The sequence below is a fragment of the Pseudarthrobacter sp. NPDC092424 genome (genome assembly GCF_044754925.1).
GTDB lineage: Bacteria > Actinomycetota > Actinomycetes > Actinomycetales > Micrococcaceae > Arthrobacter.
Window position 1 is genome coordinate 21,996 of sequence record NZ_JBIVQC010000009.1, and the last position, 25,095, is coordinate 47,090.

Here is a 25,095-nt window from a genome sequence, read left to right on the forward strand (position 1 = left end):
GACCCCGCCCATGTCCAGCAGCAAGGTCCCCCAGTCCGCGTCCGACACCGGCATGACCGATCCGGTCCGGTACCCGGTCAGCGCCTCCCAGCCGATCCGTACCAAGCGCGCCTTCGTCCTTGTCCTCATGACGCTCCTGGTGCCGGGCAGTGCACAGCTGGTAGCCGGCGACCGCCGGCTGGGCCGGGCTGCGCTGCGCGTGACGCTGACCGCCTGGGCAGTGGTTGCGCTGGCCTTGCTCCTTCTGCTGGTCAACCGGTCGCTGCTCATCAACATCCTGAGCAACCCGGCGGCGTCGCTGGCGATCATCGTGCTGCTTGCTGCCCTGGCCGTGGGGTGGACCGCGCTGTTCATCAACACGCTTCGGATCATCCGCCCGGTACTGCTCAGGCCGCCGATGCGCCCCGCCGTCGTGGTTTCCCTCGTCTTTGCCATGGTGCTGGGAAGCGGATCGCTGGGATATGCCGCCTACCTGCTCAACGTCAGCCGGAACGCCATCGGCAGCATCTTCTCGTCCGGCCCGGCCATCGATCCCGTGGACGGCCGCTACAACTTCCTGATGATGGGCGGCGACGCCGGCGAGGACCGCACGGGACGCCGTCCGGACAGCCTCTCAGTGCTCAGCGTTGACGCCGAGACCGGCCGGACCGCCATCATCTCGGTCCCCCGCAACCTGCAGAACGCCCAGTTCGCCGAAGGATCGCCCATGCGGGAAATCTACCCCGAGGGCTACAACTGCGGCGATGAATGCCTGATCAATGCCATCAACACAGAGGTGACCAACGAACACGCCGACCTCTACCCCGGCGTCACGGACCCGGGAGCCCAGGCCACGCTTGAGGCAGTGTCCGGGACACTGGGCCTCACCGTGCAGGCGTACGTCCTCGTGGACATGGAAGGGTTCTCCTCCCTTATCGACGCCATGGGCGGGATCCGGATCAAGGCCGGTGGCTGGGTCCCCATGAGCGGCTACTTTGACGATTACACCCAAACCCACGGCAAACCGCTGGGCTGGATCCCGGCAGGCGAGCAGACACTGACCGGGGAACAGGCACTTTGGTACGGGCGGTCCCGCGAATATGTGGACGACTACGCGCGCATCCAGCGGCAGCAGTGCGTCCAGCAGGCCATGCTGCGCCAATTGGATCCCACCACGCTTCTGGCCAAGTTCGAGGACATCGCCAACGCCGGAACCAAGGTGGTGGAATCCAACATTTCCTCCTCCCAGCTGGGCAGTTTCGTGAACCTTGCCATCAAGGCGAAGGGGCAGGACGTCAAACGCATGACCATTGGGCCGCCGGACTTCGACGCGTCCTTCTCCACGGTGCCCGACTTCGACGAGATCCATCGCCGCGTGGATGAACTGCTGGCCTCAGCGTCTGGCAAAGCCGAACCGGCCGCGGCCCCCGGGGACGGCATCGTGGAGCCCGCGGCCACCGGCGGCCGGCTGCAGGCGGCCGCATTCCGTGCCCCCGCGTGGGCGCCGGCGGACGGGGCTGCCGCCCAGCAGTCTCCCCCGCCGTCGGACTTCACCCCGGTGACCACCACGCCGGCCGGCGAGCCCATCACCGAAGCGATGCTGGAGCAGCTCAAGAGCGAAGGCAATGAAGAAGCCATCCGCCAGCTCGTAGCCACCAACGGCCAGTGCGCGCCGCTGTAGCCGGCCCTTCCAACCTAGCGAACGGAACAGAATTTGTACCAGCTCGAAAACGTCCTCCGGGACTACGCATGGGGTTCGACGACGGCGATCGCCGCCTTGCTGGGACGGCCCGAGTCGGGGCGTCCGGAGGCTGAGCTGTGGATCGGTGCACACTCCGGCTCGCCGTCCGTGGCGCACGTTCCGGAGGACGGCACCGACACCCCCCTGGACGCCCTGATCGGCAGGGACCCAGAGCACTTCCTCGGGGCCGCATCCGTGGCACGCTTCGGGCCGCGGCTGCCGTTCCTGGCCAAGGTCCTGGCCGCCGCGGAGCCGCTGTCCCTCCAAGTACACCCGAGCCTCGAACAGGCACGGGAGGGGTTCGCCAGGGAGAACGACGCAGGCCTGCCCGCTGACGCTGCCAACCGCAACTATCGCGATGACAACCACAAGCCGGAAATGATCTTCGCCCTCACCCCGTTCGAGGCGCTGTGCGGGTTCCGGCCGGCGGCGGATACACGGCGCATCCTTGACCACCTGGTCCAGTGCTTCGGCACCGCCCGGACTCCGGTTCCCGCCGTACTCGCCGGGCTGCTTGAGGACCTGTCCGGAGGCGGTGACAGCGAGGCGCTGCAGCGGGCCTTCAGGCGGCTGATCACCGGCGGGGAAGACGTAGCGGCGGCTACGGACCAGGTGGCCTCGCTGCTGAAATCCGGCGCAGCATTGGCTCCCTACCAGGCCGAACTGGCCACCGTGGTCAGCCTGAACGAAAAGTACCCCGGCGACCCGGGCGTCATGATCTCCCTGCTGCTCAACCGGATTTCACTGGGTCCGGGCGAGGCCGTCTACTTGCCCGCAGGGAACGTCCACGCCTACCTGCACGGGCTGGGCGTGGAGGTCATGGCGTCCTCGGACAACGTCCTGCGCGGCGGCCTGACGCCGAAGTTCGTGGACGTGCCGGAACTGCTGCGGACCATCGACTTCCAGCCCGTCGCCGTCCCGATGCTCGCGGCCGAACGGACCGTCCTGGACCAGGAACTGTTCCGGCCGCCGTTCGAGGAGTTCCAGCTCCAGCGGATAGAGCTCGGCCCCGAGGACGGCCCTGTGCCGTTGGCCCAGTCCGGGGCAGCCGTGGTGATCGTGGTTTCCGGTGCCGTGTACCTGGACTCCCCCAAGGGCGACCTGGAACTCGCCCGTGGCGGCAGCGCCTTCCTGCCGGCCGCCGAGGCGCCCGTCAATGTCCACCTCGCCGCCGGCAGCACCGGGCCCGCGCTGGCCTTCGCTGTCACTACGGGGTTGTGACCGCCGGGCTGTGACGGCCTGCCAGGCTGTGTGACTACCGGGAGGCGGGACGGATCCGGGCGGCCACGGTCTTGAGCAGCTTCCGGGCTGCCTGCAGTCCCTTGCGCGCCAGGGGCATGGCAGTGGAGTACGCCGGGTAGAACGGGGACAGTGGCTTGTCCCAGGTGCCCATCAGCATGTTTTCGTGCTTGGCGAACTGCTTCTTGAAGTCGCTGATGCCGTCGTTGAGGAGCCCGTTGAAGTCGTAGCGCTTGCAGCCGTCTTCCCGCATGGCCTGCAGTGCAGCCCACTTGACTCCGTAGTTCACGCGCTGCTTCTGCCCCTCGGCCGAGACGCCACCATACAGTTCGAACGCTGTTGCCCCGCTCCTGGCGAGCCAGACAAACGCAAGGAGGTTGCCGCCGTCGAACGCTCCAATGATGGGTGATCCGTCACCCATGTTCCGGAAGATGTCCCGGTAGTACTGGTCCTCATGGATGCCGAAACCGGCACGGTCTGCGGTCTCGTGGTAGACGGCGAGGACCTGCTCCAGCTCGGCATCGTCCCGGATCCTGCGGAACTCCACGTCGCTGCGCATGGCCTTGCGGATGTTGGCCCGGGTGGACTTCGACATCTCCGCCATCAGCTCATCGTCCGTGCGGGTCAGGTCCAGGATGAGGGTGCGGGGAATCAGTACGGTGTTGGCCGTCCCGCGGAAGCCGGCCGAAGACACGGCTGCCGCAAAGTCCGAGTCCCTGTCCCAGTCAGGCTCGATGCTCAGGGCCACGGCGCGGTGCCGCACGGCGGCGTGCTCGGCCAGCCGGTCCAGGACTGTCGCTGCGTGCTCGGGCGCGCACATGGGTCCCCGGGGGATGTATGCCAGCGCGCGGAACGGAACGGGCAGCTGGCGGATGAGCAGCTGGGCGGCGCCGATGGTGGCTCCGCCTTCGGTGACCTGGACGCGGTCCACGGACCAGCCATGCATGGCCTTGGTTTCGCCCCAGCCCCACAGCTGCTGCGGGTGCCCTTCGAACTGGTCGACGTGGCCATCCCAGAGGGCGCGGTCAGTACAAGGCACAACAGCAGGATTCATGGCATAAACCCTATACCAACGCTTTAACGCGCCGGTCCCCGGCAGCGCCGCTGCGCTGCCGGGGACCGGTTGCCGTGCCATGGAATCTGGCGAGCGGTCAGTTCTTGCGGGCGTAGCCCTCCCACTTGCTGGCCTGGTGCTCGCCGTCTACGAAGCGGATGGTGCCGGACTTGGAACGCATCACGATGGATTGGGTCAGGACCTTGTCCTTGGAGTAGCGGACACCCTTGAGGAGGTCGCCGTCCGTAATGCCGGTGGCCGCGAAGTAGCAGTTGTCGCTGGAGACCAGGTCGTTGGTGGAGAGCACCCGGTCAAGGTCGTGGCCGGCGTCGATGGCCTTCTGCTTCTCTTCGTCGCTGGTGGGCCAGAGACGGCCCTGGATGACGCCGCCCAGCGACTTGATGGCACAGGCCGCAACGATGCCCTCCGGGGTGCCGCCGATGCCCATCAGGGCGTCCACGCCGGTGCCGGAACGGGCGGCGGCAATGGCGCCGGCCACGTCGCCGTCCATGATGAATTTTGTGCGCGCGCCTGCCTCGCGGATTTCCTCCACCAGCGGGCGGTGGCGGTCACGGTCCAGGATCATGACGTTCAGCTGGTTGACCTTGACGCCCTTGGCTTTGGCAATCAGGTGCAGGTTCTGCTTTACGGGCAGGCGGAGGTCCACCATGTCCGCCGCTTCCGGGCCGGTGACCAGCTTCTCCATGTAGAACACTGCGGAGGGGTCGAACATGGAGCCGCGCTCTGCCACCGCCAGGACGGCAAGAGCGTTATTGATGCCCAGGGCGGTCAGGCGGGTGCCGTCGATCGGGTCAACGGCCACGTCCACCTCGGGGCCGGTGCCGTCGCCCACGCGTTCACCGTTGAACAGCATGGGGGCTTCGTCTTTTTCGCCTTCGCCGATGACCACGACGCCGTTGAAGTGGACCGTCTGCAGGAAGGATCGCATGGCGTCCACGGCTGCGCCGTCGGCGGTGTTTTTGTCACCGAAGCCCACCCAGTGTCCGCCGGCAATGGCTGCGGCCTCGGTGACCCGAACGAGTTCGAGGGCAAGGTTGCGGTCCGGCTCGTCGTTGCCCACAGCAAGGGATGGTGAGATCGTGGAGTACTTCTGGGTCATGGACGCTGGTGACACGTGAACCTCTTCTTCGAGTGGCGATCATTGAACCCGCCCGCCGGTGCAGCAGCGCGGTGATTCCTCTGCTATCGATCATAGTCGGGGGCGACCGCCGCCGGGCCGCGGATGACGCAACCGCGCAATGTGCGGGCTGGTGCGGCCCCCTCCCCGCCCGCGGCCGGCCCCACTGCACTGCCTCCTCCGGCTGTGAACAGGGCGCCCGAATGTGAGTTCGGCGGCGGCATGGGCGACTATGGAAGGGTGAACGATATGCAGGAAAAGGCCCCCACCGGTCCCGACGCCGCCCGCCCGGCACCCCCAGCCAAGCCCGTGATTGCTGCCGCCGCGGCCAAGCGCGCCAACGCCTCCGTGATCGGCATGGGCATTGCCCTGTTGCTGAGCATCGCCGCCTTCCTGCCCATCGTGCTGATGAATCCCGCGCCCAAGTCGGACGGTTACCGCCCTAACGTGGACGTGGCCGCAACAGCCCGGAATGCCGCCGGCGTGGCGGGATTCACACCCGCGGCACCGGATGCGGGCGAAGGCTTCCGGCCGAACTACGCGCGCTGGGAAGCCGGCACCGGCAACGGGGTGCCCACCTGGGAGGTTGGCTTCCTCACCCCGAAGGAATCCTTCATCGGGCTGGTGCAGACCAGCAAGGCGAACCCCACCTGGCTCCTGCAGCAGACCCGCAACGCCCCGGTCACCGGGACCCGGGCCGCAGGCGGCCAGGAATGGGAACTCCGGGACACCGGAAAAGGCGAGAAGTCCATGGTCCTGGACTACCGCGGAACCACCGTCGTCCTTTCGGGTGCCGCCCGCCTGGACGAATTCGCGGTCCTGGCAGACGCCGTCGTGAAATCCATGGACAGCAACGCGGCAGTCACAGTTTCCCCCGCGGCCAGCCCGACGCCGTAAAGTTGGGGCCGTGACAACTTATCTCACCCCTGCTCTGGCCTGGCGCCGCCTGCGCGAAGGCAACGAACGCTTTGTCAGCGGCGAATCCTCGCACCCCAACCAGGACGCGTCCCGCCGCTCGTCGCTCGTGGAAACGCAGAATCCCTTCGCCGTGATCTTCGGCTGCTCGGATTCGAGGCTGGCCGCTGAAATCATCTTCGACGTCGGGCTGGGTGACGTCTTCGTGGTGCGCACCGCCGGCCAGGTGATCGACGACGCCGTCCTCGGCTCCCTGGAGTACAGCGTCGGTGTCCTGAACGTGCCGCTGATCGTGGTCCTGGGACACGACAGCTGCGGTGCCGTGATGGCCACGAAGTCCGCGGTGGAGACCGGAGACATGCCGGCGGGCTTCATTCGCGACCTGGTGGAACGGATCACGCCCTCGGTCCTGACCTCGCTGCGCAACGACGAAACCGAGGTCAATGACATGGTGGTGGAACACGTCAAGCAGACCTCGCACCGGCTGGTGGACAGCTCGCGTGTGATTTCGGACGCAATCGAAACCGGCCGCACCGCCGTGATCGGCCTTTCCTACAGCCTGGCTGACGGCCAGGCGCACCTCGTTTCCGGAATCGGCGAGCTGTAGCCGGTGCTGCGGGCGGCTCCAGGGCCGCCTGCGGCACCCTCTTAACGGTTTTCGATGCGGCCCCGGTGCGTCCTAAGCTAGGCCCATGACTTCCACTGAAGAGTTCCGCATTGAACATGACACGATGGGCGAAGTGCGCGTCCCCGTGAACGCACTGTACCGCGCGCAGACGCAGCGGGCAGTGGAGAACTTCCCGATTTCCGGCAAGACCCTGGAACGCGCCCACATCGAGGCGCTGGCCCGGGTCAAGAAGGCTGCCGCCCTGGCCAACGCTGAACTGGGCGTGCTCGATGGCGAGCTGGCCAAGGCGATTGCAGAGGCAGCCGACGAGGTTGCCGGGGGCAAGTACGACGGCGATTTCCCCATCGATGTTTTCCAGACCGGTTCGGGCACCTCCTCGAACATGAACACGAACGAGGTCCTGGCCGAGCTGGCCACCCGTTCGCTGAAGGCCGCCGGCAGCGACAAGGTGGTCCACCCGAACGACCACGTCAACGCCTCGCAGTCCTCCAACGACGTATTCCCGACTTCCGTCCACGTTGCCGCCACTTCTGCGCTGATCAACGACCTTATCCCCGCCCTGGGCTACCTGGCCGAGTCGCTGGAGCGCAAGGCCGTTGAATTCAAGGACGTGGTCAAGTCCGGCCGGACCCACCTTATGGACGCCACCCCCGTGACACTGGGCCAGGAGTTCGGCGGCTACGCGGCACAGGTCCGCTACGGTATCGAGCGCATCAACGCCTCTCTCCCCCGCGTTGCGGAGGTCCCGCTGGGCGGCACCGCCGTCGGCACGGGAATCAATACCCCGGCGGGCTTCCCCGAGCGCGTCATTGAGCTCCTCGCCACGGACACCGGCCTGCCGCTGACCGAGGCCCGCGACCACTTCGAGGCCCAGGCCAACCGCGACGGCCTGATCGAGGCCTCCAGCCAGCTGCGCAACATCGCGATCTCCTTCATGAAGATCAACAACGACCTCCGCTGGATGGGATCCGGCCCCAACACCGGCCTCGGCGAAATCGCCATCCCGGACCTCCAGCCCGGTTCCTCGATCATGCCCGGCAAGGTCAACCCGGTAATCTGCGAGGCGTCCATCATGGTCTGCGCCCAGGTCATCGGCAATGACACCGCCATCGCCTGGTCGGGCACCAACGGCGCTTTCGAGCTCAACGTCGGCATCCCCGTCATGGCCGCCAACCTGCTCGAGTCCGTCCGCCTGCTGGCCAACACCAGCCGCGTCATGGCAGACAAGATGATCGACGGCATCACCGCAAACGTGGAACGCGCCCGCTTCCTCGCCGAGGCCTCACCGTCCATCGTCACGCCGCTGAACAAGTTCATCGGTTACGAAAACGCGGCCAAGATCGCCAAGACCGCCGTGGCCGAAGGCCTCACCGTTCGCCAGGCGACCGAGAAGCTTGGCTTCGTCGGCGAAGGTGAAGGCAAGGTCTCCGAGGCCGACCTCGACAGGGCCCTGGACGTCACCACCATGACCTCCCCGGCCCACAAGGCCTAGCCTCTCCCTCTCCGGGGAACAAATAAAGTACGACGGCGGCCGCCAACCTTCGGACGAAGGCGGGCGGCCGTCGTCGTCGCTGGAGTTTTTGGGAAGGCGAGGGGTCAGGCGGGGAGAAGCATTGCCGCCGCGGCGCCGGCCAGCATGAACGGCCCGAAGGGAATGTCGGACTTGAGGCTGCCGCGCCGGCTGGCCAGGAGGGCGAGCGACCACAGCCCGCCCAGCAGGAACGCCAGGAAAGTTCCGGCGAACAGATGCGACCAGCCCAGGTAGCCCAGGTACATGCCCAGCACGCCGGCAAGCTTGACATCGCCAAAACCCATACCGGGCGGGTAGACCAGCCGCAGCACGAAGTAGAACAGCCACAAAGCTGCGGCGCCGGCCACCACCCTCGGAGCCGGTGACGACAGCAACCCTCCAGGCTGCGCGCCTGCCGGTCCGGCCAGCAGTGCAGCCGCCAGCAGCAGCACCCCGGCCACGGCATAGGACGGGAACACGATCCTGTCGGGGAGCAGGTGTTCCCGGATGTCGACGACGGTGAGCCGGACGGCCATCACGGCGAAATAGGCGCAGGCAGCAAGCACCAGCCAAAACGCCACAGGGGCGTCCCGCCACAGGCTGCCGAGTTCTCCGATCACCCCTCGGATGCTACTGGAATCCGCACCTCGGCCCCAGCGTCCGCGCTGTAGCTGTGGATATGTTGGGCAGCCGCCCGGATATGACAAGCCCGGCGGCGGTGCATCGGCTAGGCTTCGCGGATGACCGCCCTATCCACCATCTGGCCCCTCTTCGACCTGAAGCTGACCACGCCCCGGCTGGAGCTGCGCCCGGTCCTGGACCAGGACATCCCCGACGCCGTCGCTGCCGCGGCCAGCGGCATCCACGAACCCGGCCTGAACCCGTTCAGTACGCCCTGGACGGCACTGCCGGCCGACCAGCTGGGACCCAACATGGCCCGCTGGTACTGGCGCTGCCGGGCGGAGGCCACGCCGGAACACTGGACGCTGGTCCTGGGCGTCTGGCACGAGGGGGGCTTCATAGGCTGCCAGGACATCGGAGCCCGGGATTTCGCGTCCCTCCGCTCCGTCACGACCGGCTCCTGGCTCAAGCAGTCCGCGCAGGGCCGCGGCCTGGGCAGGGAGATGCGCGCCGCCGTCGTGCTTTACGCCTTCGACTGGCTGGGCGCGGAAGTGGCCGAATCGGAGGCGGCCGCGTGGAATGGCCCCTCCCTGGGCGTCTCGCGTGCCCTCGGCTATGAGCTCAACGGCACATCGCGCAAGGAGTGGGGCGGCGTTGTCGAGAACCTCCAGCACGTCCGGGTCACGCCGGAGACGTTCCGGCGGCCGGACTGGCCGCTGCAGGTCCGGGGACACGATGCAGCGGCCAGCCTGCTGAAGGCCGCCCCGCCTTCCGGCAGTTAGCCTTCCAGAAGTTCTGTCACCAGGGCGGCGATGGGCGAGCGTTCGGACCGGGTGAGTGTCACGTGGCCGAAGAGCGGGTGGCCTTTCAGGGTTTCGACGACGGCGGCGATTCCGTCATGGCGGCCCACCCGGAGGTTGTCGCGCTGGGCGACGTCGTGGGTGAGGACGATCTTGGAGTTCTGGCCCATGCGGCTCATGACCGTGAGGAGGACGTTCTTCTCCAGTGACTGGGCCTCATCAACGATGACGAACGCGTCGTGGAGTGAGCGGCCGCGGATGTGGGTGAGCGGCATGACCTCCAGCATGCCCCGGTCCATGACCTCCTCCACCACTTCCTGGCTGACCAGCGCGCCCAGGGTGTCGAAGACCGCCTGCGCCCAAGGGTTCATCTTTTCGGATTCGGAACCGGGCAGGTAGCCCAGTTCCTGCCCGCCCACGGCGTAGAGGGGCCGGAACACGATGACCTTGCGGTGCTCACGGCGCTCCAGGACCGCTTCCAGGCCGGCGCAGAGTGCCAGGGCCGACTTTCCCGTGCCGGCACGCCCGCCGATGGACACGATACCCACGCTGGGGTCCATCAGCATGTCGATGGCCAGCCGCTGTTCCGCGGAGCGCCCGTGGAGGCCGAAGACGTCGCGGTCGCCCTTGACCAGGCGGACCTGCTTGTCCGCGCCCACCCGGCCCAGGGCCGAGCCCCGGTTGGAGAGGAGGACCAGCCCGGTATTCACGGGCATTTCGGCTGCGGCCGGGATGAAGACGGGTTCGTGGCCGTACAGGGTGGAGATTTCCTCTTCCGTGGCTTCGACTTCGGCCACGCCGGTCCAGCCGGAGTCCTTGACCAGCTCGTTGCGGTATTCGTCCGCGGCCAGGCCCATGGCGGAAGCCTTCACCCGCATGGGCAGGTCCTTGGAGACCACCGTGACGTTCCTGCCTTCATTGGCAAGGTTCTTGGCGACGGCAAGGATGCGGCTGTCGTTGTCCCCGCTGCGGAACCCCAGCGGAAGCACCTCCGCGGAAATGTGGTTCAGCTCCACCATGAGGGAACCGCCGTCCCCGATGGGAATGGGCTGGTTGAGGCCGCCGTGCTTGACGCGCAGGTCATCGAGGAGCCGAAGGGCCTTGCGGGCGAAGAATCCGAGTTCGGGGTCGTGCCGTTTGGCTTCGAGCTCAGTGATGACCACCACGGGGACGATGACTTCGTGTTCCGCGAAGCGCAGCAGGGCGTGGGGGTCGGACAGCAGAACGGAGGTATCGATCACGAACGTATGGATGACGGAGTCCCCTCCGGAAACGGCAAAACCGGCCGCAGCGTCTGGTGCTGCGCCGGATTCAGAAATGGCTCGCGTGGCGCGAGAGGTAGCTTTTCCTGCCTGGTCGGAAAGGACCGTGGACAGCGTTTCAGAAGTAGCCACATCGACTCCAGCCCCGGGCCCCAGCCCGGAATTGTTATTGGTGAGGCGGCTCGGCCACGAGGCCGGATCCGGCCTCCCATACAACCGGTGCGATGATTCGCTCCATGTACTGGCCTCCCCGATCAGCCGGCGGTTTTGCCTGCTGATGGGTATAACGTAAATCCATCCTCCGGAATTTCCGCATACATCCGACGGCGATTCTTCTGGCCGGCGCGTGAACGCGGGATGAACCCGGATCCGCCAGGGACTGGTCCGTCAGGAACCGAAGCGGCGCTGCCGCCCGGCGTAGTCCCGCAGGGCCCGCAGGAAGTCCACCTTCCGGAACGCAGGCCACAATGCTTCACAGAAGTAGAACTCGCTGTAGGCGCTTTGCCACATCAGGAAGCCGGAAAGCCGCTGCTCTCCGGAGGTGCGGATCACCAGGTCCGGATCCGGCTGGCCGCGCGTGTAAAGGAAACGCGAGATGTCCTCGACGGAGAGGCTGTCCGCCAGTTCAGAGATGTCCGCGCCGCGCGCCACTGCGTCGTGCAGCAGTTCCCGGACGGCGTCCACAATTTCCCGCCGCCCTCCGTAGCCCACGGCGACGTTCACCTGGATCTTCTCGTTGACCGGCGTCCGGGCCGTCAGTTTGTTCAGCCGCTCGGCCAGGTAGCCGGGAAGCAGCTCCGGAGCCCCCATGGCATGCACGGAAAGGTCCGCGTCCTCGTCCAGCCGGTCCAGGGTGTTGGCAATGATGCCCATGAGCAGGTCCAGTTCCTCGCTGGAGCGGTTCATGTTGTCCGTGGACAGCATGTAGAGCGTGACCACCTTGACGCCCAGCTCCTGGCACCAGCCGAGGAATTCGTGGATCTTGTCCGCGCCGGCCTGGTGGCCCTGGCTGGTGGGGGCATTAAACTGCTTGGCCCAGCGGCGGTTGCCGTCCACCATGACGCCGATGTGCCGGGGAATGCGGTCCCGCGGCAGGTCCCTGAGGAGCCGCCGCTCGTAGAAGCCGTAGAGGAACCCGGGCAACTCCACGCGTCCACTCACCTGACTTCCTTGCTGACGGTACTTTGCACATCCTAGGCTACCGTCCGCGGCGGCAGCCGCCGTCCATCGGCCCCGGGCCGACGGATGTAACACTTGTTACCAGTGAGTAACCTACCCGATCGTAGGTTACTCTGGGAGCATGACCAGCGACCCCTCGGATGCCCCGGGGCGGGGCCCCGCCCGCGGCGCAACGGACCACCACCGCCAGCCGGAAGCCACCGCCGTGGACGACGCCGCCGTCCGCCTCGCGGAACTGCTGATGATCAAGCCAATGTGGCGCGGCTGGATCCACACCATCGCCGCTCCCCTGGCGCTGGCTGCCGGGATCGTCCTCATTGCACTGGCTCCCACGGCGGACCGCAAGGTGACCTCGGCCATTTACGCCGCGACCGGCGTTCTGCTCTTTGGTGTCAGCGCCGTCTACCATCGCGGCAACTGGTCCCCGAAGGTGAAAATGGTCCTCAAGCGGCTGGACCACACGAACATCATGTTGGTTATCGCCGGCAGCTACACGCCGCTGGCCTGGACGCTGCTGGAGCGTCCGCAGGCCGTGCTGCTTCTCTGGGTTATCTGGGCCGGTGCGGTGCTCGGGGTACTGTTCCGGCTGCTCTGGACGGATGCACCGCGCTGGCTGTACGTCCCCATCTACATCGCACTGGGCTGTGGAGCCCTGGTCTACCTCCCGCAGTTCTTCCAGGCCAGCATCCCGGCCGCGGTCCTGATCTGCGTGGGCGGCGCGCTGTATATTACCGGCGCGGTGTTCTACGCCCTCAAGAAACCGAACTTCAGCTACCACCACTTCGGTTTCCATGAGCTCTTCCACGCGTTCACGGTGTTCGCGTTCACGGCCCACTACATCGCGATCACCATCGCTGTTCTCCGCTGACGACGGCGGACCGGCCTCCCTTTCGCGGCGGCGGCTACTCCGCCGGCCGGGCGGGGCCGGGAGTGTCCCGACCGTCAGCCCCGGGAGCCTGTGGAGCAGCCGGTCCGTCCGTCGTGTCCAGTCCGTCCTGCGCGTCAGCGGCAGCAACATCGGCGGCTGCAGCGGCCTCCATGCGTTCCTGCTCGGCCTGGGCGCGGTAGCGGACCCGGCGGATGCGGCGGACCATGTCCACGATTAGCAAGGTGGTGGCCACCACGAAGAACGCGGTCATGATGAATCCCCACAGTCCCGGGGTGATCTGGTCCTCTGAAATTCCTTCACGCAGCGTAGGCGTGGGCAGGGGTGTAGGGGTGGTGGCCAGGCCAAGGAGCAGAGAATGCACAGTGAAAACCTTCTGTGGATCGAGGGACGGCAGGAGCAGCACTGCACCGCGGGGCGGCCGTGTTCTACGCCAGATAGAACTTGCCTGCAGTGACTATCTTAGCCCGGCGAACAGGTCCTTTTCCGGGAGTTCGGACGCCACCCGGGACTTGATCAGCGAGTAGTCCTCCCAGGGCCACGCCCGGCGCTGCATCTCCGGCGAGACGGCGAAGAAGAAGCCCAGCGGGTCAACCTGGGTCCGGTGGGCGCGCAGGGCGTCGTCGCGCACTTCGAAGAAATCGCCGCAGTCGATCTGCGTGGTGGTGGGATGCCGGGCCGGCGGGGGCGTGTGCCCTTCTGCGTCAGATTCCAGCCAGGCCGCCAACCGCTCCGCATAGGGCGACTGCAGGCCGGCTTCCTCCAACGCAAAGTGGAGGGCCCGGAAGCGCTCCGGGCTGAAGGCGCGGTCGTAGTAAAGCTTGCTCGGTTCCCAAGGCCCGCCCGCCTCCGGGTAGCGCTCCGGATCCCCGGCCGCGTCGAACGCTTCGACAGCCACGCGGTGGGCCATGATGTGGTCCGGGTGCGGGTAACCGCCGTTCTCGTCATAGCTGAGGATGACGTGCGGTTTGAAGGACCGGACCAGGCGCACCAGGGGCGCGGCAGCCTGGCGCAGCGGCAGTGTGGCGAAGGATCCTGCGGGCAGCGGCGGGAGGGGGTCGCCTTCAGGAAGGCCGGAGTCCACGAACCCCAGCCACTGCTGCCGGATGCCCAGGATTCTGGCCGCCGTCTCCATTTCGAGGCGTCTGGCGCCGGCCATGTCCCGTTTGGGATGGGGTTCGCCCTCCACCGCCGGGTTCTGGATATCCCCGCGTGAACCGTCGGTGCAGGTGGCCACCATGACCTCCACGCCGGCGGCGGCATACATTGCCATCGTGGCAGCGCCCTTGCTGGACTCGTCGTCCGGGTGGGCGTGGACTGCGAGCAGCCGAAACGGTACCGGGGCGGTGCTGGACGCTGTCATGGGAGGACGGCTCCTTAATTCTTCTGCCGCGGCGTGTGGCTGCTGGCTGGTCGGGTCATACTGCGGGGCGGTCCGGACGGGCGCCATCCGCCGGGATGGGCACTAAACTGGACTGGTGACTTCCCCGGACCAGCAGGACCCTTCCGCGCCCGCACACACTAGCCTAGCCAATCGCTACGGTACCCAAAAGCGCAGCCTTCCCCCGCGTACCAAGCGCATCGTTGCCGGTGCAGCCCTTGCCGCCGGCATCGGCTTCATGGCCTGGGTCTCCACGTCCACCGCGGTCTCGGGGGTGACGTTCAAGGACATCGGGTACAGCACTGTGGACGCAACCCTGGCCGAGGTCGATTTCCAGGTCACCCGGGAGCCCGGCACTCCGGTTAAGTGCGCCGTGAAGGCGCTCGATTCCAAATACGCGGTAGTGGGATGGAAGGTGGTGGACGTTCCCGCTGCGGCCGCGGAAGGAGCGCCCGACGGCGGCCGGACAGTTGCGCAGCGGGTTACCGTCCGCACGGAGTCACTTTCCGTCTCCGGCGTGGTGGACGGCTGCTGGGAAGCGGATGAAGACGGCCACAGCATGTGACGTGCACCGCTTGCTTATTGGGTTTCGTCCAAGGGATTGACTACAATGAATCAATACCTTTACCCCGCTGAGCTGGTTGCTGTTCCACAAGTGGCCACCGTGGCGGGGTCTTTTGCATGTAGGACCATTAGAGGAGAAGTCCGTGTCTACCACCAACAGCGCAGCTGCAGCCTGGCTCACCCAGGAAGCTTTTGACCGCCTGAAGGCAGAGCTGGACCACCTTTCCGGCGCCGGCCGCGCGGAGATCGTCCAGAAGATCGAAGCCGCCCGGCAAGAGGGCGACCTCAAGGAAAATGGCGGGTACCACGCAGCCAAGGAAGAGCAGGGCAAGATCGAGGCCCGCATCCGCCAGCTCACGGTCCTGCTCCGCGACGCACACGTCGGCGAGTCCCCCGCCGATGACGGAATCGTGGAGCCCGGCATGATCGTCGTGGCCCGGATTGCCGGTGATGAGGAGACCTTCCTCCTGGGATCGCGCGAAATTGCCGGGGACTCGGACCTGGACGTCTTCAGTGAGAAGTCGCCGCTGGGTGCTGCCATCCTGGGCCACAAGGAAGGCGACACCCTCAGCTACACCGCGCCGAACGGCAAGGACATCAAGGTGGAGATCCTCTCCGCCAAGCCGTACACGGCATAGTCACTGCCAGCACCGACTGGTGCCGGCCGCCCAAAGGGTGGCCGGCACCTGGCGTTTAAGGGCAGCCGCCTCCGGCGTTCAGGCCGCGTTGAAGGCAGGTCATGCCCGTTCCCTTGCGCCGAAGCGCCGGCGCAGGAGCACGGCGGCCACCACGCCGCCCGCGGCGCCGCCCAAATGCGCCTGCCAGGAAATCTGGCCGCCCATGAGGGGCAGCACTCCCAGCAGGATGCCGCCGTACCCCATAAAGAGCACCACTGCCAGCAGGATCTGCCGCCAGCTGCGGTTCAGGAAGCCGCGGACCAGCAGGAAGGCGAACAGGCCAAACACCAGCCCTGAGGAGCCGACCGTGATGCCGCCGGCCCCGATCAGCCAGACTGTGAGTCCGGAGCCCAGCCAGCTGGCGGCCAGTGCGGTAAGGAACACGCGAAGGCCGGAAAGGAACACCAGGAACCCAAACACCACCAGCGGGAGGCTGTTGGAGAGCAGGTGGCTCAGGTTCGCGTGCAGGAGTGGAAAGGTGAAGATGTCCAGCAGCCCGTCCGCACTGCGCGGCCGAAGCCCGAAGGTCCGGTTCAGCGAGCGCAACATCAGCAGATTGAGGACTTCGATGGCGAACAGCAGGGCCACGAAGCCGCCCAGCACCAGCAGCCCGCCCCTGGCACGCCCCGCCAGCACCCGCCGCTGGCTTGGCTGCCCGTTACCTGCCGGCAGGACCATGGCGTGCTAGTGGACCACGATCGGCTGGAAGCCTTCGGCGCGCAAAGCACTGAGGACCTGTTCGCCGTGCTGGTGGCCCTTGGTCTCCAGGTTCACGGTGATGGAGACGTCGCCCATGCTGATGGAACCTCCGACCCGGGTGTGGTCCAACCCGGTGACGTTGGCATCGTTTTCGGCAATGATCCGGGCGATGGTGGCCAGCGAACCGGGCCGGTCATCGAGCATCATCCGCACGGTCATGTACCGGCCGGCAGCCGATAGGCCGCGCTGGATGACTTTGAGCATCAGCATGGGGTCGATATTGCCGCCGGAGAGAACCACAGCGGTGGTTCCGGGGTTTTCGATCTTGCCGTCCATGAGGGCGGCGACACCCACGGCGCCTGCCGGTTCCACCACCATCTTGGCCCGCTCCAGCAGGAAGATCAGGGCGCGCGCCAGGGAATCCTCGCTGACCGTGACAACGTCGTCCACGAGTTCGCGGATGATGCTGAACGGCAGCTGTCCCGGGCGCCCCACGGCGATGCCGTCAGCCATGGTGGAGACCTTTTTCAGCGGCACCAGGGCATCGGCAGCGAGCGACGGCGGGTAGGCGGCTGCGTTTTCCGCCTGGACTCCGATGATCCTGATCTCCCGGCCCAGTTCCTTGGCGCGCGCCTTCACCGCCACGGCAACGCCGGCCAGGAGGCCTCCGCCGCCCACGCCCATCAGGATGGTGTCGACATTGGGTACCTGCTCCAGGATTTCCAGGCCGAGGGTTCCCTGGCCCGCCACCACATCAACGTTATCGAAGGGATGCACGAACACCATTCCCGTCTCGTTGCTGTACCGCTGGGCCTCGGCGAGCGCCTCGTCCACGTTGTGCCCGTGCAGGATGACCTCGGCGCCGTGGCTTCGGGTGGCCGCGAGCTTGGGCAGGGCAACTCCCAGCGGCATGTAGATGCGGGCTTTGATTCCCAACGCTTTTGCCGCCACGGCCACGCCCTGGGCGTGGTTCCCTGCGGAGGCCGCCACCACGCCGCGCTTCTTTTCTTCGGCCGAGAGCCGTGCCATCCGGACATAGGCGCCGCGGACCTTGAAGGAACCGGCGCGCTGCAGGTTCTCGCACTTGAAGAAGACTTCCCCGCCCGCCATCGCTCCCAGCGCGCGGGAAGACTCCACGGGAGTCCGCGCAATAATCCCGTCAAGCAGCTTCTGCGCCGCAAGGACATCGTCCAGGGTGACGGGAAGGGTTTCCAGGATGTTCACGGACTCATTCTCCTCTGGTTCGGCCCCGGCGCCCGCATCCCCAGAGGCTGCGGGCAGCAAGGATTTTCGCTGCTGTGCCGGCTGCCTGTGCGCGTTGTTCGCACCGCGGCGGTCCCCGATGCCGGCAGCGCCCTAAGGGAGGTCCGGCGGTTCAACGTCCTTGACGGTGGCGTTCCCCCCGGCTGCGGCCGGCATTGGCGCTCCGGGCAATGCCGGCACTTGTTCATGTTCCCACGTTCTCGCCGCGATGTAGCGAACCGCCGAGTTTGCTACGGCGAGGACGGGAACCGAGAACAAGGCGCCGGGTATCCCGGCCAGGTATGAACCTGCGGCAACGGAGAGGATCACGGCTACCGGATGGAGGGAGACGGCTTTGCCCATGATGAGCGGCTGCAGGATGTGGCTTTCCAGCTGCTGGACCAGCAGGACAATGCCCAGCATGACGAGTGCATTGACGAGTCCGTTGGCAACCAGCGCCAGCAGCACGGCAATGGCGCCGGTCACCAGGGCGCCGACGATGGGGATAAAGGAACCGATGAACACCAGGACACTCAGCGGGAGTGCCAGCGGCACGCCGATGATGGCTGCGCCTGCCCCGATTCCCACGGCGTCCACGAAGGCAACGAACATCTGGATGCGCGCGTAGCTCACCATGGACGCCCAGCCCTTGCGGCCGGCACCGAATGCCGCAGGCCGTGCCTTCCGGGGCAGCAGACGCACAATGAAGCCCCAAATCCTTTCGCCCTCCAGCAGGAAGAAGATCAGGATAAACAGGGCCAGGATCAGTCCGGCGGCGAAGTGCCCGGCGGTGCTGCCGAAGGAGAGGGCGCCGCTGAGGATGCTGCTGGTGTTGTCCTGAAGGGCCGTGCCGGCTTCCTTGAAGTACTGGTCCATCTGATCGGCGGTGAGGTGGAGTGGGCCCTCTGCGAGCCACTCCTGGATCTGCCTGATGCCGGTCAGGGCCTCGGACCAGAGTTCGCTGAACCCGGTGTACAGTTGGCGGCCGACCAGCGCCAGCGCCCCGCCAATGAGTCCCAGGAAGCCGACGACGGTGATCGCCACAGCCGCCCCGGCGGGCAGGCGGTTCTGCTTAAGCCAGCCGACGACGGGATTCAGCAGGCCCGCCAGCAGGGCAGCCACCATTACCGGAATGATGAGGAAGGTGACATGGCTCAACAGCCACACGAGGCCGCCGCCCACCAGCAGGATCAGGCCCAGGCGCCACGACCATGCGGCGGCGATGCGGATGCCGTAGGGAATGTCCGTCTCCAGGTCGCGGTCCCGCCGCGGAGGTGCCTGCGGTGCCGGCACGGGATGGTCCGGCGCGGGCGTTGCGGGCGTTACCGCATCGTCAGGGGGCGTCATAGCCTAATAATTCCCCAGCGGCCCCGGATTGTGAAACCGTCACGCGGCGCGGTAGTCGATGCCCCATTCCATGGCAAATGATTCGCCGGGCTCCAGCCAGCGGAGGCCCTCACCGGAGTTGAAGGCGTTCGCCGGACCTGTCATCGGTTCGAGGGCCACCGCCCGGCTCCGGCCGGGATAGGTGGGCGTCACGAACACGTGGACGTACCCGCAGGAACGGTCCTGCCAGAGACTGACCGTCCGCCCCTCCGGATCCGCCAGCACATGCCGTGCCCGTCCGTCGCGGAAATCCAGTCCGGTCAGTGCAACATCGATGTCGAGGGCGCCGATGGTCCTGCCGCCGCGGAAATCCACGTCTCCGGACACCGGCTCCTGGCTGCGCGGAATCTTCCGTTCATCCGCCACCAGTTGGGTGTCCGCCTGGACGGTGAGCACCAGGTCTTCGGCCGGAGCATCGCCGATGCGCAGGTAGGGGTGGGCGCCGAGGACGAACGGCGCCGCAGCGCCGCCGCCGTCGTTCAGCAGCGTCTGCCGGACCTCCAGTCCAAGCACTTCATTGATCCCGTAACGGACCTGGTGCCGGACCAGGAACGGGTATCCGTGCTGGGGAAAGATGGCGGCCTCGAGCGTGACGGAGTGTTCGGACTCGTCCACGAGCGTGTAGCCGGTGTTCCGCAGCAGGCCGTGGCTGGCGTTGTTCCGCGAAACTTCGGTGATGTCCAGCTGTTGTTTCTTGCCATCCAGATGCCACAAGCCGCCGTCAATCCGGTTGGCCCACGGTGCCAGGGTGATCCCGGCGGCGCCGGGTGGAATCTCGTGGTCGGCATATGTTTCCGTCAGGAGCGTCCCGCCCCGGCGGAATTCACGCAGCCCGGCGGCAAGCTCGGTCACCACGGCCACGGCATCGCCGCGCCGGAGTTCATACTGGCGGCCGGTCGCATAAGCCCGGACTTCGGGACCGGAAGGAACGGGCGCACTGGAAGACATCGTCATGTGCACCACCGTACCCGGCCCGGGCACCGGCCACGGAGCCGGATGTTAGTTTTTGTTAAAAACTATTCTTTTTTGATAGGGCGTGGGACACTCGATGCATGACCGTGATTACCGCCACCACGCTCTCGGACGGCCGGGAGCTTTTCTACTTTGACGACGCCGGAGCCAAGGGCCCCCGGGGAAGCGCCGACGGCGTGTGGGCCGCCGCAGCGGAGCCCGCCGGTGCGGCCGGAGGAGCCGCGGCCGCTGTGGACCGGCGCGCCCTGCCGCCCCGCGGCGAGCCCGGCGAGGTCCGCTACGACGCGCTCACGGATGAATGGGTCGCCGTCGCGGCGCACCGGCAGACCCGCACGCACCTGCCGCCTGCGGACCAATGCCCCATCTGCCCTACCACCCCCGGGAACGCGTCGGAAATCCCGGCGGCTGACTATGACGTCGTCGTGTTCGAAAACCGCTTCCCATCCCTTGGCCCGGCGCTTGGTCCCGTACCCGGCCACGCCGGGTGGGGAACCGCATTGCCGGCGTACGGCCGGTGCGAGGTGGTGTCCTTCACTCCGGAGCACACCGGCTCCTTTTCCGGGCTGGGCCACACGAGGGCGCGCACCGTGGTTGAAGCCTGGGCGCACCGCACAGCAGCACTAAGCGCGCTCCCCGGGATAAGGCAGGTGTTTCCGTTCGAAAACCGCGGCGCGGACATTGGCGTGACCCTGCACCACCCGCATGGCCAGATCTACGCCTATTCCTACGTGACCCCGCGCGCTGCCGCCATCGGGGCAGCTGCACGCCGCTACTACGAGGCGCAGGACGGACGCGGCACCCTGACCGGCTCCCTCCTGCGCTCTGAGCGCGAGGACGGCAGCCGGATGGTCCTGGAAGGCGAACACTTCAGCGCCTACGTGCCCTTTGCCGCTCGCTGGCCCCTGGAAATCCACCTGGTGCCGCACCGCCAGGTTCCCGACCTGGCCGCCCTGGACGGGAACGAGAAGGACGAACTGGCCCATCTGTACCTGGAACTGCTGCAGCGGGTGGATGCGCTTTACCCCACTCCTACGCCATACATTTCGGCGTGGCACCAGGCCCCGCTGGAGGCGGCGCACCGCAGCTCGGGCTACCTGCACCTGCAGCTCACCTCCCCGCGGAGGGCAGCCGACAAGCTGAAGTACCTGGCCGGTTCTGAAGCGGCCATGGGCGCTTTCATCAACGACACCACCCCCGAGGCTGTTGCCGGGCGCCTCCGCACCGTTACGGTGCAAGGGTCCCCCGCCGCGGCCGCACCAGCGCCCGGGACGGCGATTCCCGGACCAGCAGCACCCGAAGGAGCCCGCCTGTGAACGCCGCCCCTTTCCGCCCCGAAGAACTGGCCGCACGCTTCCAGCGTGAGTATGGCGCGGCGCCGGACGGAATCTGGCAGGCTCCCGGCCGGGTAAACCTGATCGGCGAGCACACCGACTACAACGAAGGCTTCGTCCTGCCGTTCGCCATCGACCGGACCGCGCGGGTTGCCGTAAGGGTCCGCGGGGACTTGCAGGTCCGGCTGCTGTCCACCTATGGGGACCAGGGGCCGGCAAGTGCCAACCTGAACCAGCTGGAACCCGAAAGCGCCAAGGGCTGGACCAAGTACCCCCTCGGGGTGCTCTGGGCGCTGCGCGAAGCAGGCATCACGGTGCCCGGCATCGACCTGCTGCTGGACTCGGACGTCCCGCCGGGGGCCGGCCTCTCCTCCTCCCACGCCATCGAATGCGCCGTGATTTCCGCGCTGAATGACCTCACCAGCGCGGGCCTGACTGCGCAGGACATGGTTCTGGCCACGCAGCGGGCGGAAAACGGCTTCGTGGGCGCACCCACCGGGATCATGGACCAGTCGGCCTCGCTGCGGGGCGCCGAAGGCCATGCCGTTTTCCTCGACTGCCGGGACCAGAACGCTACGCTGGTTCCGTTCGAGACCGGCCCCGCCGGCCTGGTCCTCCTGGTGATTGACACCAAGGTTTCGCATTCCCACGCCGACGGCGGCTACGCGTCCCGGCGCGCGTCATGCCAGCTGGGAGCGGAGGTTCTCGGGGTTGGTGCCCTGCGTGACGTGCAAGTGGGCGACCTCCCCGAAGCGAGCGGACTCCTGGACGAAACCACCTTCCGCCGCGTCCGCCACGTCGTCACCGAGAATGACCGCGTCCTGCAGACGGTGGAGCGGCTTGAGGCGGAAGGCCCGTCAGCCATCGGGCTGCTGCTGGATGCCAGCCACGCCTCCATGCGGGACGACTTCGAGATCTCCTGCCCGGAGCTGGATCTCGCCGTCGAAACCGCCCGGGCCCACGGAGCCATCGGCGCCCGGATGACCGGCGGCGGGTTCGGAGGGGCGGCCATAGCCCTCACGCCGGTGGAGGCAGAGCCAGAGGTACGTTCCGCCGTCGTACGCGCCTTCGCGAGGGCAGGATACAGGGAACCCGGGATCTTCACCGTGTCCCCCGCCCCCGGCGCCCGGCGGATCGCCTAGCCCCGGACGCGGGCAGGGCCCCGCCACACTGGCGGGGCCCTGCTCATGCGTACGTACGACGGCGTTAACCGACCGCCGCCTAATCGTCGCCGCGGAGGATGGCCAGCAGGCGGATGATCTCGACGTAGAGCCAGACGAGCGTCACCGTCAGGCCGAACGCAGCCGTCCAGGAGAAGCGCTGCGGAGCGCCGCTGCGGACGCCGGCTTCAATGCTGGTGAAGTCCATGATCAGGGAGAAGGCGGCCAGGCCGATGGCCAGCAGGCCAATGAAGACGCCAAGCGGGATACCGAAGATCTCTACGCTGGTGCGCAGTCCGAACGGCTCCTGGACAGCCCCGGTGAGCATCATGACCATGTTGACCAGCGCGAATACCGCGTAACCAATGATCGCAATCATAAAGAAGCGCATGGCCTTGGGCGTGGCGCGGACCTTGCCGCTCTTAAACAGCACGAGGGTCACGGCGAACACGGACAGGGTGCCAATGACAGCCTGCAGGCCGACGCCGGGGAACTGCGCGTCGAGGATGCGGGTCAGGCCGCCAAGGAAAAGTCCCTCGAGCGCTGCGTAGGCAAGGATCAGCGCCGGGGACGGTTGCTTCTTGAACGTATTGACCAGGGCCAGGACGAAACCGCCCAGCGCGCCGGCCACCATGAGCAGCGAGGCGAGGCCCATGCCGACCACCATGGTCACAGCCGCGCCGGCGATGACCATGCCCAGGCAGGCGGCGGTCTTGACGATGACATCGTCGAAAGTCATCCGCCCGGTGTCCGCGGGGCCCGCGGCCGGCTGGTTGTACATGTCCCGCAACTGCTGGTCCGTCATGTCCGGCCGGGTGTTCCAGCCCTGCTGCTGTCCGTAGGGAGCCTGGCCATAAGGCTGCTGCCCGTATGGCGCCTGGCCGTAGCTCGGCTGGCCATACGGCGAGTGGCCGTAGGGTGCAGGCGGTGCCTGGGTCGCTCCACGGAAACTCTTTCCGTTGAAGATCGGGTTGCCGCCAAGTGCCATTGCGGAATTCCTCCATTAGGGATGTCAGTGAAACCTTAAGGTTTACGGTACCAATTACCACGCGGGTGTGGTGCGTAAAGTTCCCGGACGCCGCGGGCGCAACCCAACCGTAACCAACCGACTGTTTAGAAATACCGTGGCTCAACATTTGTTTATTTAGACCGGCTACATCAAGGTGTGACTGTGGCTTCACAGTTGTTATCCGATCGCTACCTTCGCTGCGCCAATCGGGGCGTTTCAGCCCGTCAGGCGGCTGTAGCATAAACCCCAACAGGGTGACGCAACTCACAACCGTGGGTGGCGTGTGACCTTTTGGCGCCTGCCAGCCCTGTATCCGTTCGCAATGGCTTGCAATGGTGCAGCCTAGACCGCCCCCAAGTGGAGGTTTTTCAATTTGAGAAGTACACCCCAAGGCCCACCGGCCGCAGGACGCCTCGGTTTGCTCAGATTATGGGGAGCCGTGAGCGCTGCCATTCTGGCCCTCCTTCTGGTGGCAGCGCCGGCCTCCCAGGCCACTTCCCCCTCACCGACACCATCCCCGTCGAACCAAACCTTCCAGAACAACATCAGCGGATTCCTCCGCGATGATGCCCGCGCTCCGCTGGCGGACGTGACCATTACGGCGAAGAGTGGCGACTTCACCGGCACGGCCAAGTCCTCTGCCAACGGCTCGTGGAGCATCGGCGTGCCCGAGCAGGGTACCTACACAGTGGAGTTGGACGAGTCCACGCTCCCCGAAGGAATCAAGCTCGCGGACGGCCAGGAAAACCCGCGTGATGTGACATTCAGCCAGACGTCCAACCTGTCCGTGATCTTTGCCTTCGGCAAGGGCATCGTGGTCCAGGAACAGGACTTCGGCCAGAACCTGCTCAACCGCCTGGTCGCAGGCCTCAGCTTCGGCCTGCTGCTGGCCCTTGCAGCCGTCGGGCTGTCGCTGATCTTCGGCACCACCGGGCTGACCAACTTTGCCCACGGTGAAATGGTCACCCTGGGCGCGGTGCTGGTCTTCGCTTTCAACGCCCTGGGGCTCCCCTTCTGGCTCGCGGTGGTCCTCTCCCTGTTGGGCGGCGCACTCTTCGGCTATGCGCAGGACCGTGGCCTCTGGCGGCCCCTGCGCCGCCGCGGCACCGGTTTGGTTCCCATGATGATCGTGAGCATCGGCCTGGCCCTCGCTGTCCGCTACGTCATCCAGTTCTACTTCGGGGGCGCCACGCAACAGCTCCCGTACGCGCAGAGCCCCGAGGTCCAGATCGGCCCGGTATCCCTCTCCCCGAACAACCTGTGGTCGCTGGTTATCAGTGCCGTGGTGATCGGTCTGCTGGGAATCGTGCTGCTCAAGACCCGCCTGGGCAAGGCCACCCGCGCCGTGGCCGACAACCCGGCACTCGCTGCCGCTTCCGGCATCGATGTGGACGCGGTCATCCGCCTCGTGTGGATCACCGGCGGCATGCTCGCCTCCCTCGGCGGCATCCTCTGGGCCTACTACCGGCCCGGCGTCACTTTCGACATGGGCTCGGCCATCCTGCTGCTGATCTTCGCCGGCGTTACCCTCGGCGGCCTGGGCACCGTGTTTGGCGCCCTGATCGGTTCCATCATCGTGGGTATCTTCGTTGAGCTGACCACCGTGTTCGGCCTCGCAGCAGACCTTAAATACGTGGGAGCACTTTTCATCATGATCGTTGTCCTCTTGTTCCGGCCCCAGGGCATCCTGGGCCGACGCGAGCGCGTGGGTTAGGAGAGAAC

Annotated in this window: 24 protein-coding genes; 12 read left to right on the forward strand and 12 right to left on the reverse strand. The window is 66.6% G+C overall.

Going from position 1 to position 25,095, the window contains the following annotated elements; genetic code table 11:
* Positions 1 to 10 precede the first annotated feature (10 nt).
* On the forward strand, positions 11 to 1,660 hold the full coding sequence (locus ACIQCN_RS12795) for an LCP family protein (RefSeq protein ID WP_400611258.1): 1,650 nt from the start codon (positions 11 to 13) through the stop codon (positions 1,658 to 1,660).
* A gap of 33 nt (positions 1,661 to 1,693) precedes the next feature.
* A complete protein-coding gene (manA, locus tag ACIQCN_RS12800; RefSeq protein WP_400611259.1) occupies positions 1,694 to 2,941 on the forward strand; it encodes a mannose-6-phosphate isomerase, class I in 1,248 nt (415 codons plus the stop codon).
* 34 nt (positions 2,942 to 2,975) lie between these two features.
* On the opposite strand, the gene ACIQCN_RS12805 is transcribed toward manA, so the two are convergent.
* A complete protein-coding gene (locus ACIQCN_RS12805) occupies positions 2,976 to 4,013 on the reverse strand; it encodes a lipid II:glycine glycyltransferase FemX (RefSeq protein WP_400605859.1) in 1,038 nt (345 codons plus the stop codon).
* A gap of 97 nt (positions 4,014 to 4,110) precedes the next feature.
* Positions 4,111 to 5,133, reverse strand: coding sequence for a class II fructose-bisphosphatase (gene glpX / locus ACIQCN_RS12810; protein WP_400605856.1), 1,023 nt, complete (start codon positions 5,131 to 5,133; stop codon positions 4,111 to 4,113).
* A gap of 267 nt (positions 5,134 to 5,400) precedes the next feature.
* Between glpX and ACIQCN_RS12815 the strand changes: the two genes are divergently transcribed.
* The 3 genes from ACIQCN_RS12815 (at position 5,401) to ACIQCN_RS12825 (ending at position 8,186) form a co-directional block, all read left to right on the forward strand.
* The gene (locus ACIQCN_RS12815; RefSeq protein ID WP_400611309.1) at positions 5,401 to 6,048 is read left to right on the forward strand and encodes a DUF4245 domain-containing protein; all 648 of its coding nucleotides are present in this window, start codon (positions 5,401 to 5,403) and stop codon (positions 6,046 to 6,048) included.
* A gap of 10 nt (positions 6,049 to 6,058) precedes the next feature.
* Complete coding sequence (locus tag ACIQCN_RS12820) at positions 6,059 to 6,673, forward strand: carbonic anhydrase (protein WP_400611260.1); 615 nt, start codon at positions 6,059 to 6,061, stop codon at positions 6,671 to 6,673.
* An 85-nt stretch (positions 6,674 to 6,758) separates the two neighbouring features.
* A complete protein-coding gene (locus ACIQCN_RS12825; RefSeq protein WP_400611261.1) occupies positions 6,759 to 8,186 on the forward strand; it encodes a class II fumarate hydratase in 1,428 nt (475 codons plus the stop codon).
* Positions 8,187 to 8,290: 104 nt separating this feature from the next.
* Here the strand turns inward: ACIQCN_RS12825 and ACIQCN_RS12830 are convergent, their stop codons facing one another.
* Complete coding sequence (locus ACIQCN_RS12830) at positions 8,291 to 8,824, reverse strand: prepilin peptidase (RefSeq protein WP_400605849.1); 534 nt, start codon at positions 8,822 to 8,824, stop codon at positions 8,291 to 8,293.
* Between the two features lie 120 nt (positions 8,825 to 8,944).
* On the opposite strand from ACIQCN_RS12830, the gene ACIQCN_RS12835 reads away from it, so the two are divergent.
* Positions 8,945 to 9,607 (forward strand): GNAT family N-acetyltransferase, encoded by a 663-nt coding sequence (locus ACIQCN_RS12835; protein WP_400611262.1) that lies wholly within the window; start codon positions 8,945 to 8,947, stop codon positions 9,605 to 9,607.
* Here the strand turns inward: ACIQCN_RS12835 and ACIQCN_RS12840 are convergent.
* Positions 9,604 to 11,019: a PhoH family protein gene (locus ACIQCN_RS12840; protein ID WP_400611263.1), complete on the reverse strand. Its 1,416-nt coding sequence runs from the start codon at positions 11,017 to 11,019 to the stop codon at positions 9,604 to 9,606. The genes ACIQCN_RS12835 and ACIQCN_RS12840 overlap by 4 nt on opposite strands.
* A 255-nt stretch (positions 11,020 to 11,274) precedes the next feature.
* Entirely contained in the window at positions 11,275 to 12,036 is a 762-nt protein-coding gene (locus ACIQCN_RS12845) for an isoprenyl transferase (RefSeq protein ID WP_400606404.1), read from the reverse strand.
* 151 nt (positions 12,037 to 12,187) lie between these two features.
* Here ACIQCN_RS12845 and ACIQCN_RS12850 point away from each other — a divergent pair, with 151 nt between their 5' ends.
* Complete coding sequence (locus ACIQCN_RS12850; RefSeq protein WP_400605841.1) at positions 12,188 to 12,934, forward strand: hemolysin III family protein; 747 nt, start codon at positions 12,188 to 12,190, stop codon at positions 12,932 to 12,934.
* A 34-nt stretch (positions 12,935 to 12,968) separates the two neighbouring features.
* On the opposite strand, the gene ACIQCN_RS12855 is transcribed toward ACIQCN_RS12850, so the two are convergent.
* Complete coding sequence (locus ACIQCN_RS12855) at positions 12,969 to 13,316, reverse strand: hypothetical protein (RefSeq protein WP_400605839.1); 348 nt, start codon at positions 13,314 to 13,316, stop codon at positions 12,969 to 12,971.
* Positions 13,317 to 13,409: 93 nt separating this feature from the next.
* Complete coding sequence (mca, locus tag ACIQCN_RS12860) at positions 13,410 to 14,315, reverse strand: mycothiol conjugate amidase Mca (RefSeq protein ID WP_400605836.1); 906 nt, start codon at positions 14,313 to 14,315, stop codon at positions 13,410 to 13,412.
* A 115-nt stretch (positions 14,316 to 14,430) separates the two neighbouring features.
* On the opposite strand from mca, the gene ACIQCN_RS12865 reads away from it, so the two are divergent.
* Positions 14,431 to 14,898, forward strand: coding sequence for a DUF4307 domain-containing protein (locus ACIQCN_RS12865; protein WP_400605833.1), 468 nt, complete (start codon positions 14,431 to 14,433; stop codon positions 14,896 to 14,898).
* A 142-nt stretch (positions 14,899 to 15,040) separates the two neighbouring features.
* Complete coding sequence (gene greA / locus ACIQCN_RS12870; protein ID WP_377215302.1) at positions 15,041 to 15,535, forward strand: transcription elongation factor GreA; 495 nt, start codon at positions 15,041 to 15,043, stop codon at positions 15,533 to 15,535.
* A 99-nt stretch (positions 15,536 to 15,634) separates the two neighbouring features.
* On the opposite strand, the gene ACIQCN_RS12875 is transcribed toward greA, so the two are convergent.
* The 4 genes from ACIQCN_RS12875 to ACIQCN_RS12890 all read right to left on the reverse strand — a co-directional run bounded on the left by ACIQCN_RS12875 (position 15,635) and on the right by ACIQCN_RS12890 (position 19,855).
* A complete protein-coding gene (locus ACIQCN_RS12875; RefSeq protein WP_400605830.1) occupies positions 15,635 to 16,252 on the reverse strand; it encodes a rhomboid family intramembrane serine protease in 618 nt (205 codons plus the stop codon).
* Between the two features lie 6 nt (positions 16,253 to 16,258).
* Positions 16,259 to 17,497: a threonine ammonia-lyase gene (gene ilvA / locus ACIQCN_RS12880; protein WP_400605828.1), complete on the reverse strand. Its 1,239-nt coding sequence runs from the start codon at positions 17,495 to 17,497 to the stop codon at positions 16,259 to 16,261.
* Positions 17,498 to 17,629: 132 nt separating this feature from the next.
* A complete protein-coding gene (locus ACIQCN_RS12885; RefSeq protein WP_400605827.1) occupies positions 17,630 to 18,862 on the reverse strand; it encodes an AI-2E family transporter in 1,233 nt (410 codons plus the stop codon).
* A 39-nt stretch (positions 18,863 to 18,901) separates the two neighbouring features.
* Positions 18,902 to 19,855: an aldose 1-epimerase family protein gene (locus ACIQCN_RS12890; RefSeq protein WP_400605825.1), complete on the reverse strand. Its 954-nt coding sequence runs from the start codon at positions 19,853 to 19,855 to the stop codon at positions 18,902 to 18,904.
* 98 nt (positions 19,856 to 19,953) lie between these two features.
* Here ACIQCN_RS12890 and galT point away from each other — a divergent pair, with 98 nt between their 5' ends.
* On the forward strand, positions 19,954 to 21,186 hold the full coding sequence (gene galT, locus ACIQCN_RS12895) for a galactose-1-phosphate uridylyltransferase (protein WP_400611264.1): 1,233 nt from the start codon (positions 19,954 to 19,956) through the stop codon (positions 21,184 to 21,186).
* Positions 21,183 to 22,346, forward strand: a complete 1,164-nt coding sequence (galK, locus tag ACIQCN_RS12900; RefSeq protein WP_400611265.1) for a galactokinase — start codon at positions 21,183 to 21,185, stop codon at positions 22,344 to 22,346. Before galT ends, galK begins: the two co-directional genes overlap by 4 nt.
* A 79-nt stretch (positions 22,347 to 22,425) precedes the next feature.
* Here galK and ACIQCN_RS12905 read toward each other — a convergent pair whose 3' ends face one another.
* Entirely contained in the window at positions 22,426 to 23,352 is a 927-nt protein-coding gene (locus ACIQCN_RS12905; RefSeq protein ID WP_400611266.1) for a Bax inhibitor-1/YccA family protein, read from the reverse strand.
* A gap of 439 nt (positions 23,353 to 23,791) precedes the next feature.
* Between ACIQCN_RS12905 and ACIQCN_RS12910 the strand changes: the two genes are divergently transcribed.
* Positions 23,792 to 25,087, forward strand: coding sequence for a branched-chain amino acid ABC transporter permease (locus tag ACIQCN_RS12910; protein WP_400611267.1), 1,296 nt, complete (start codon positions 23,792 to 23,794; stop codon positions 25,085 to 25,087).
* Positions 25,088 to 25,095 lie beyond the last annotated feature (8 nt).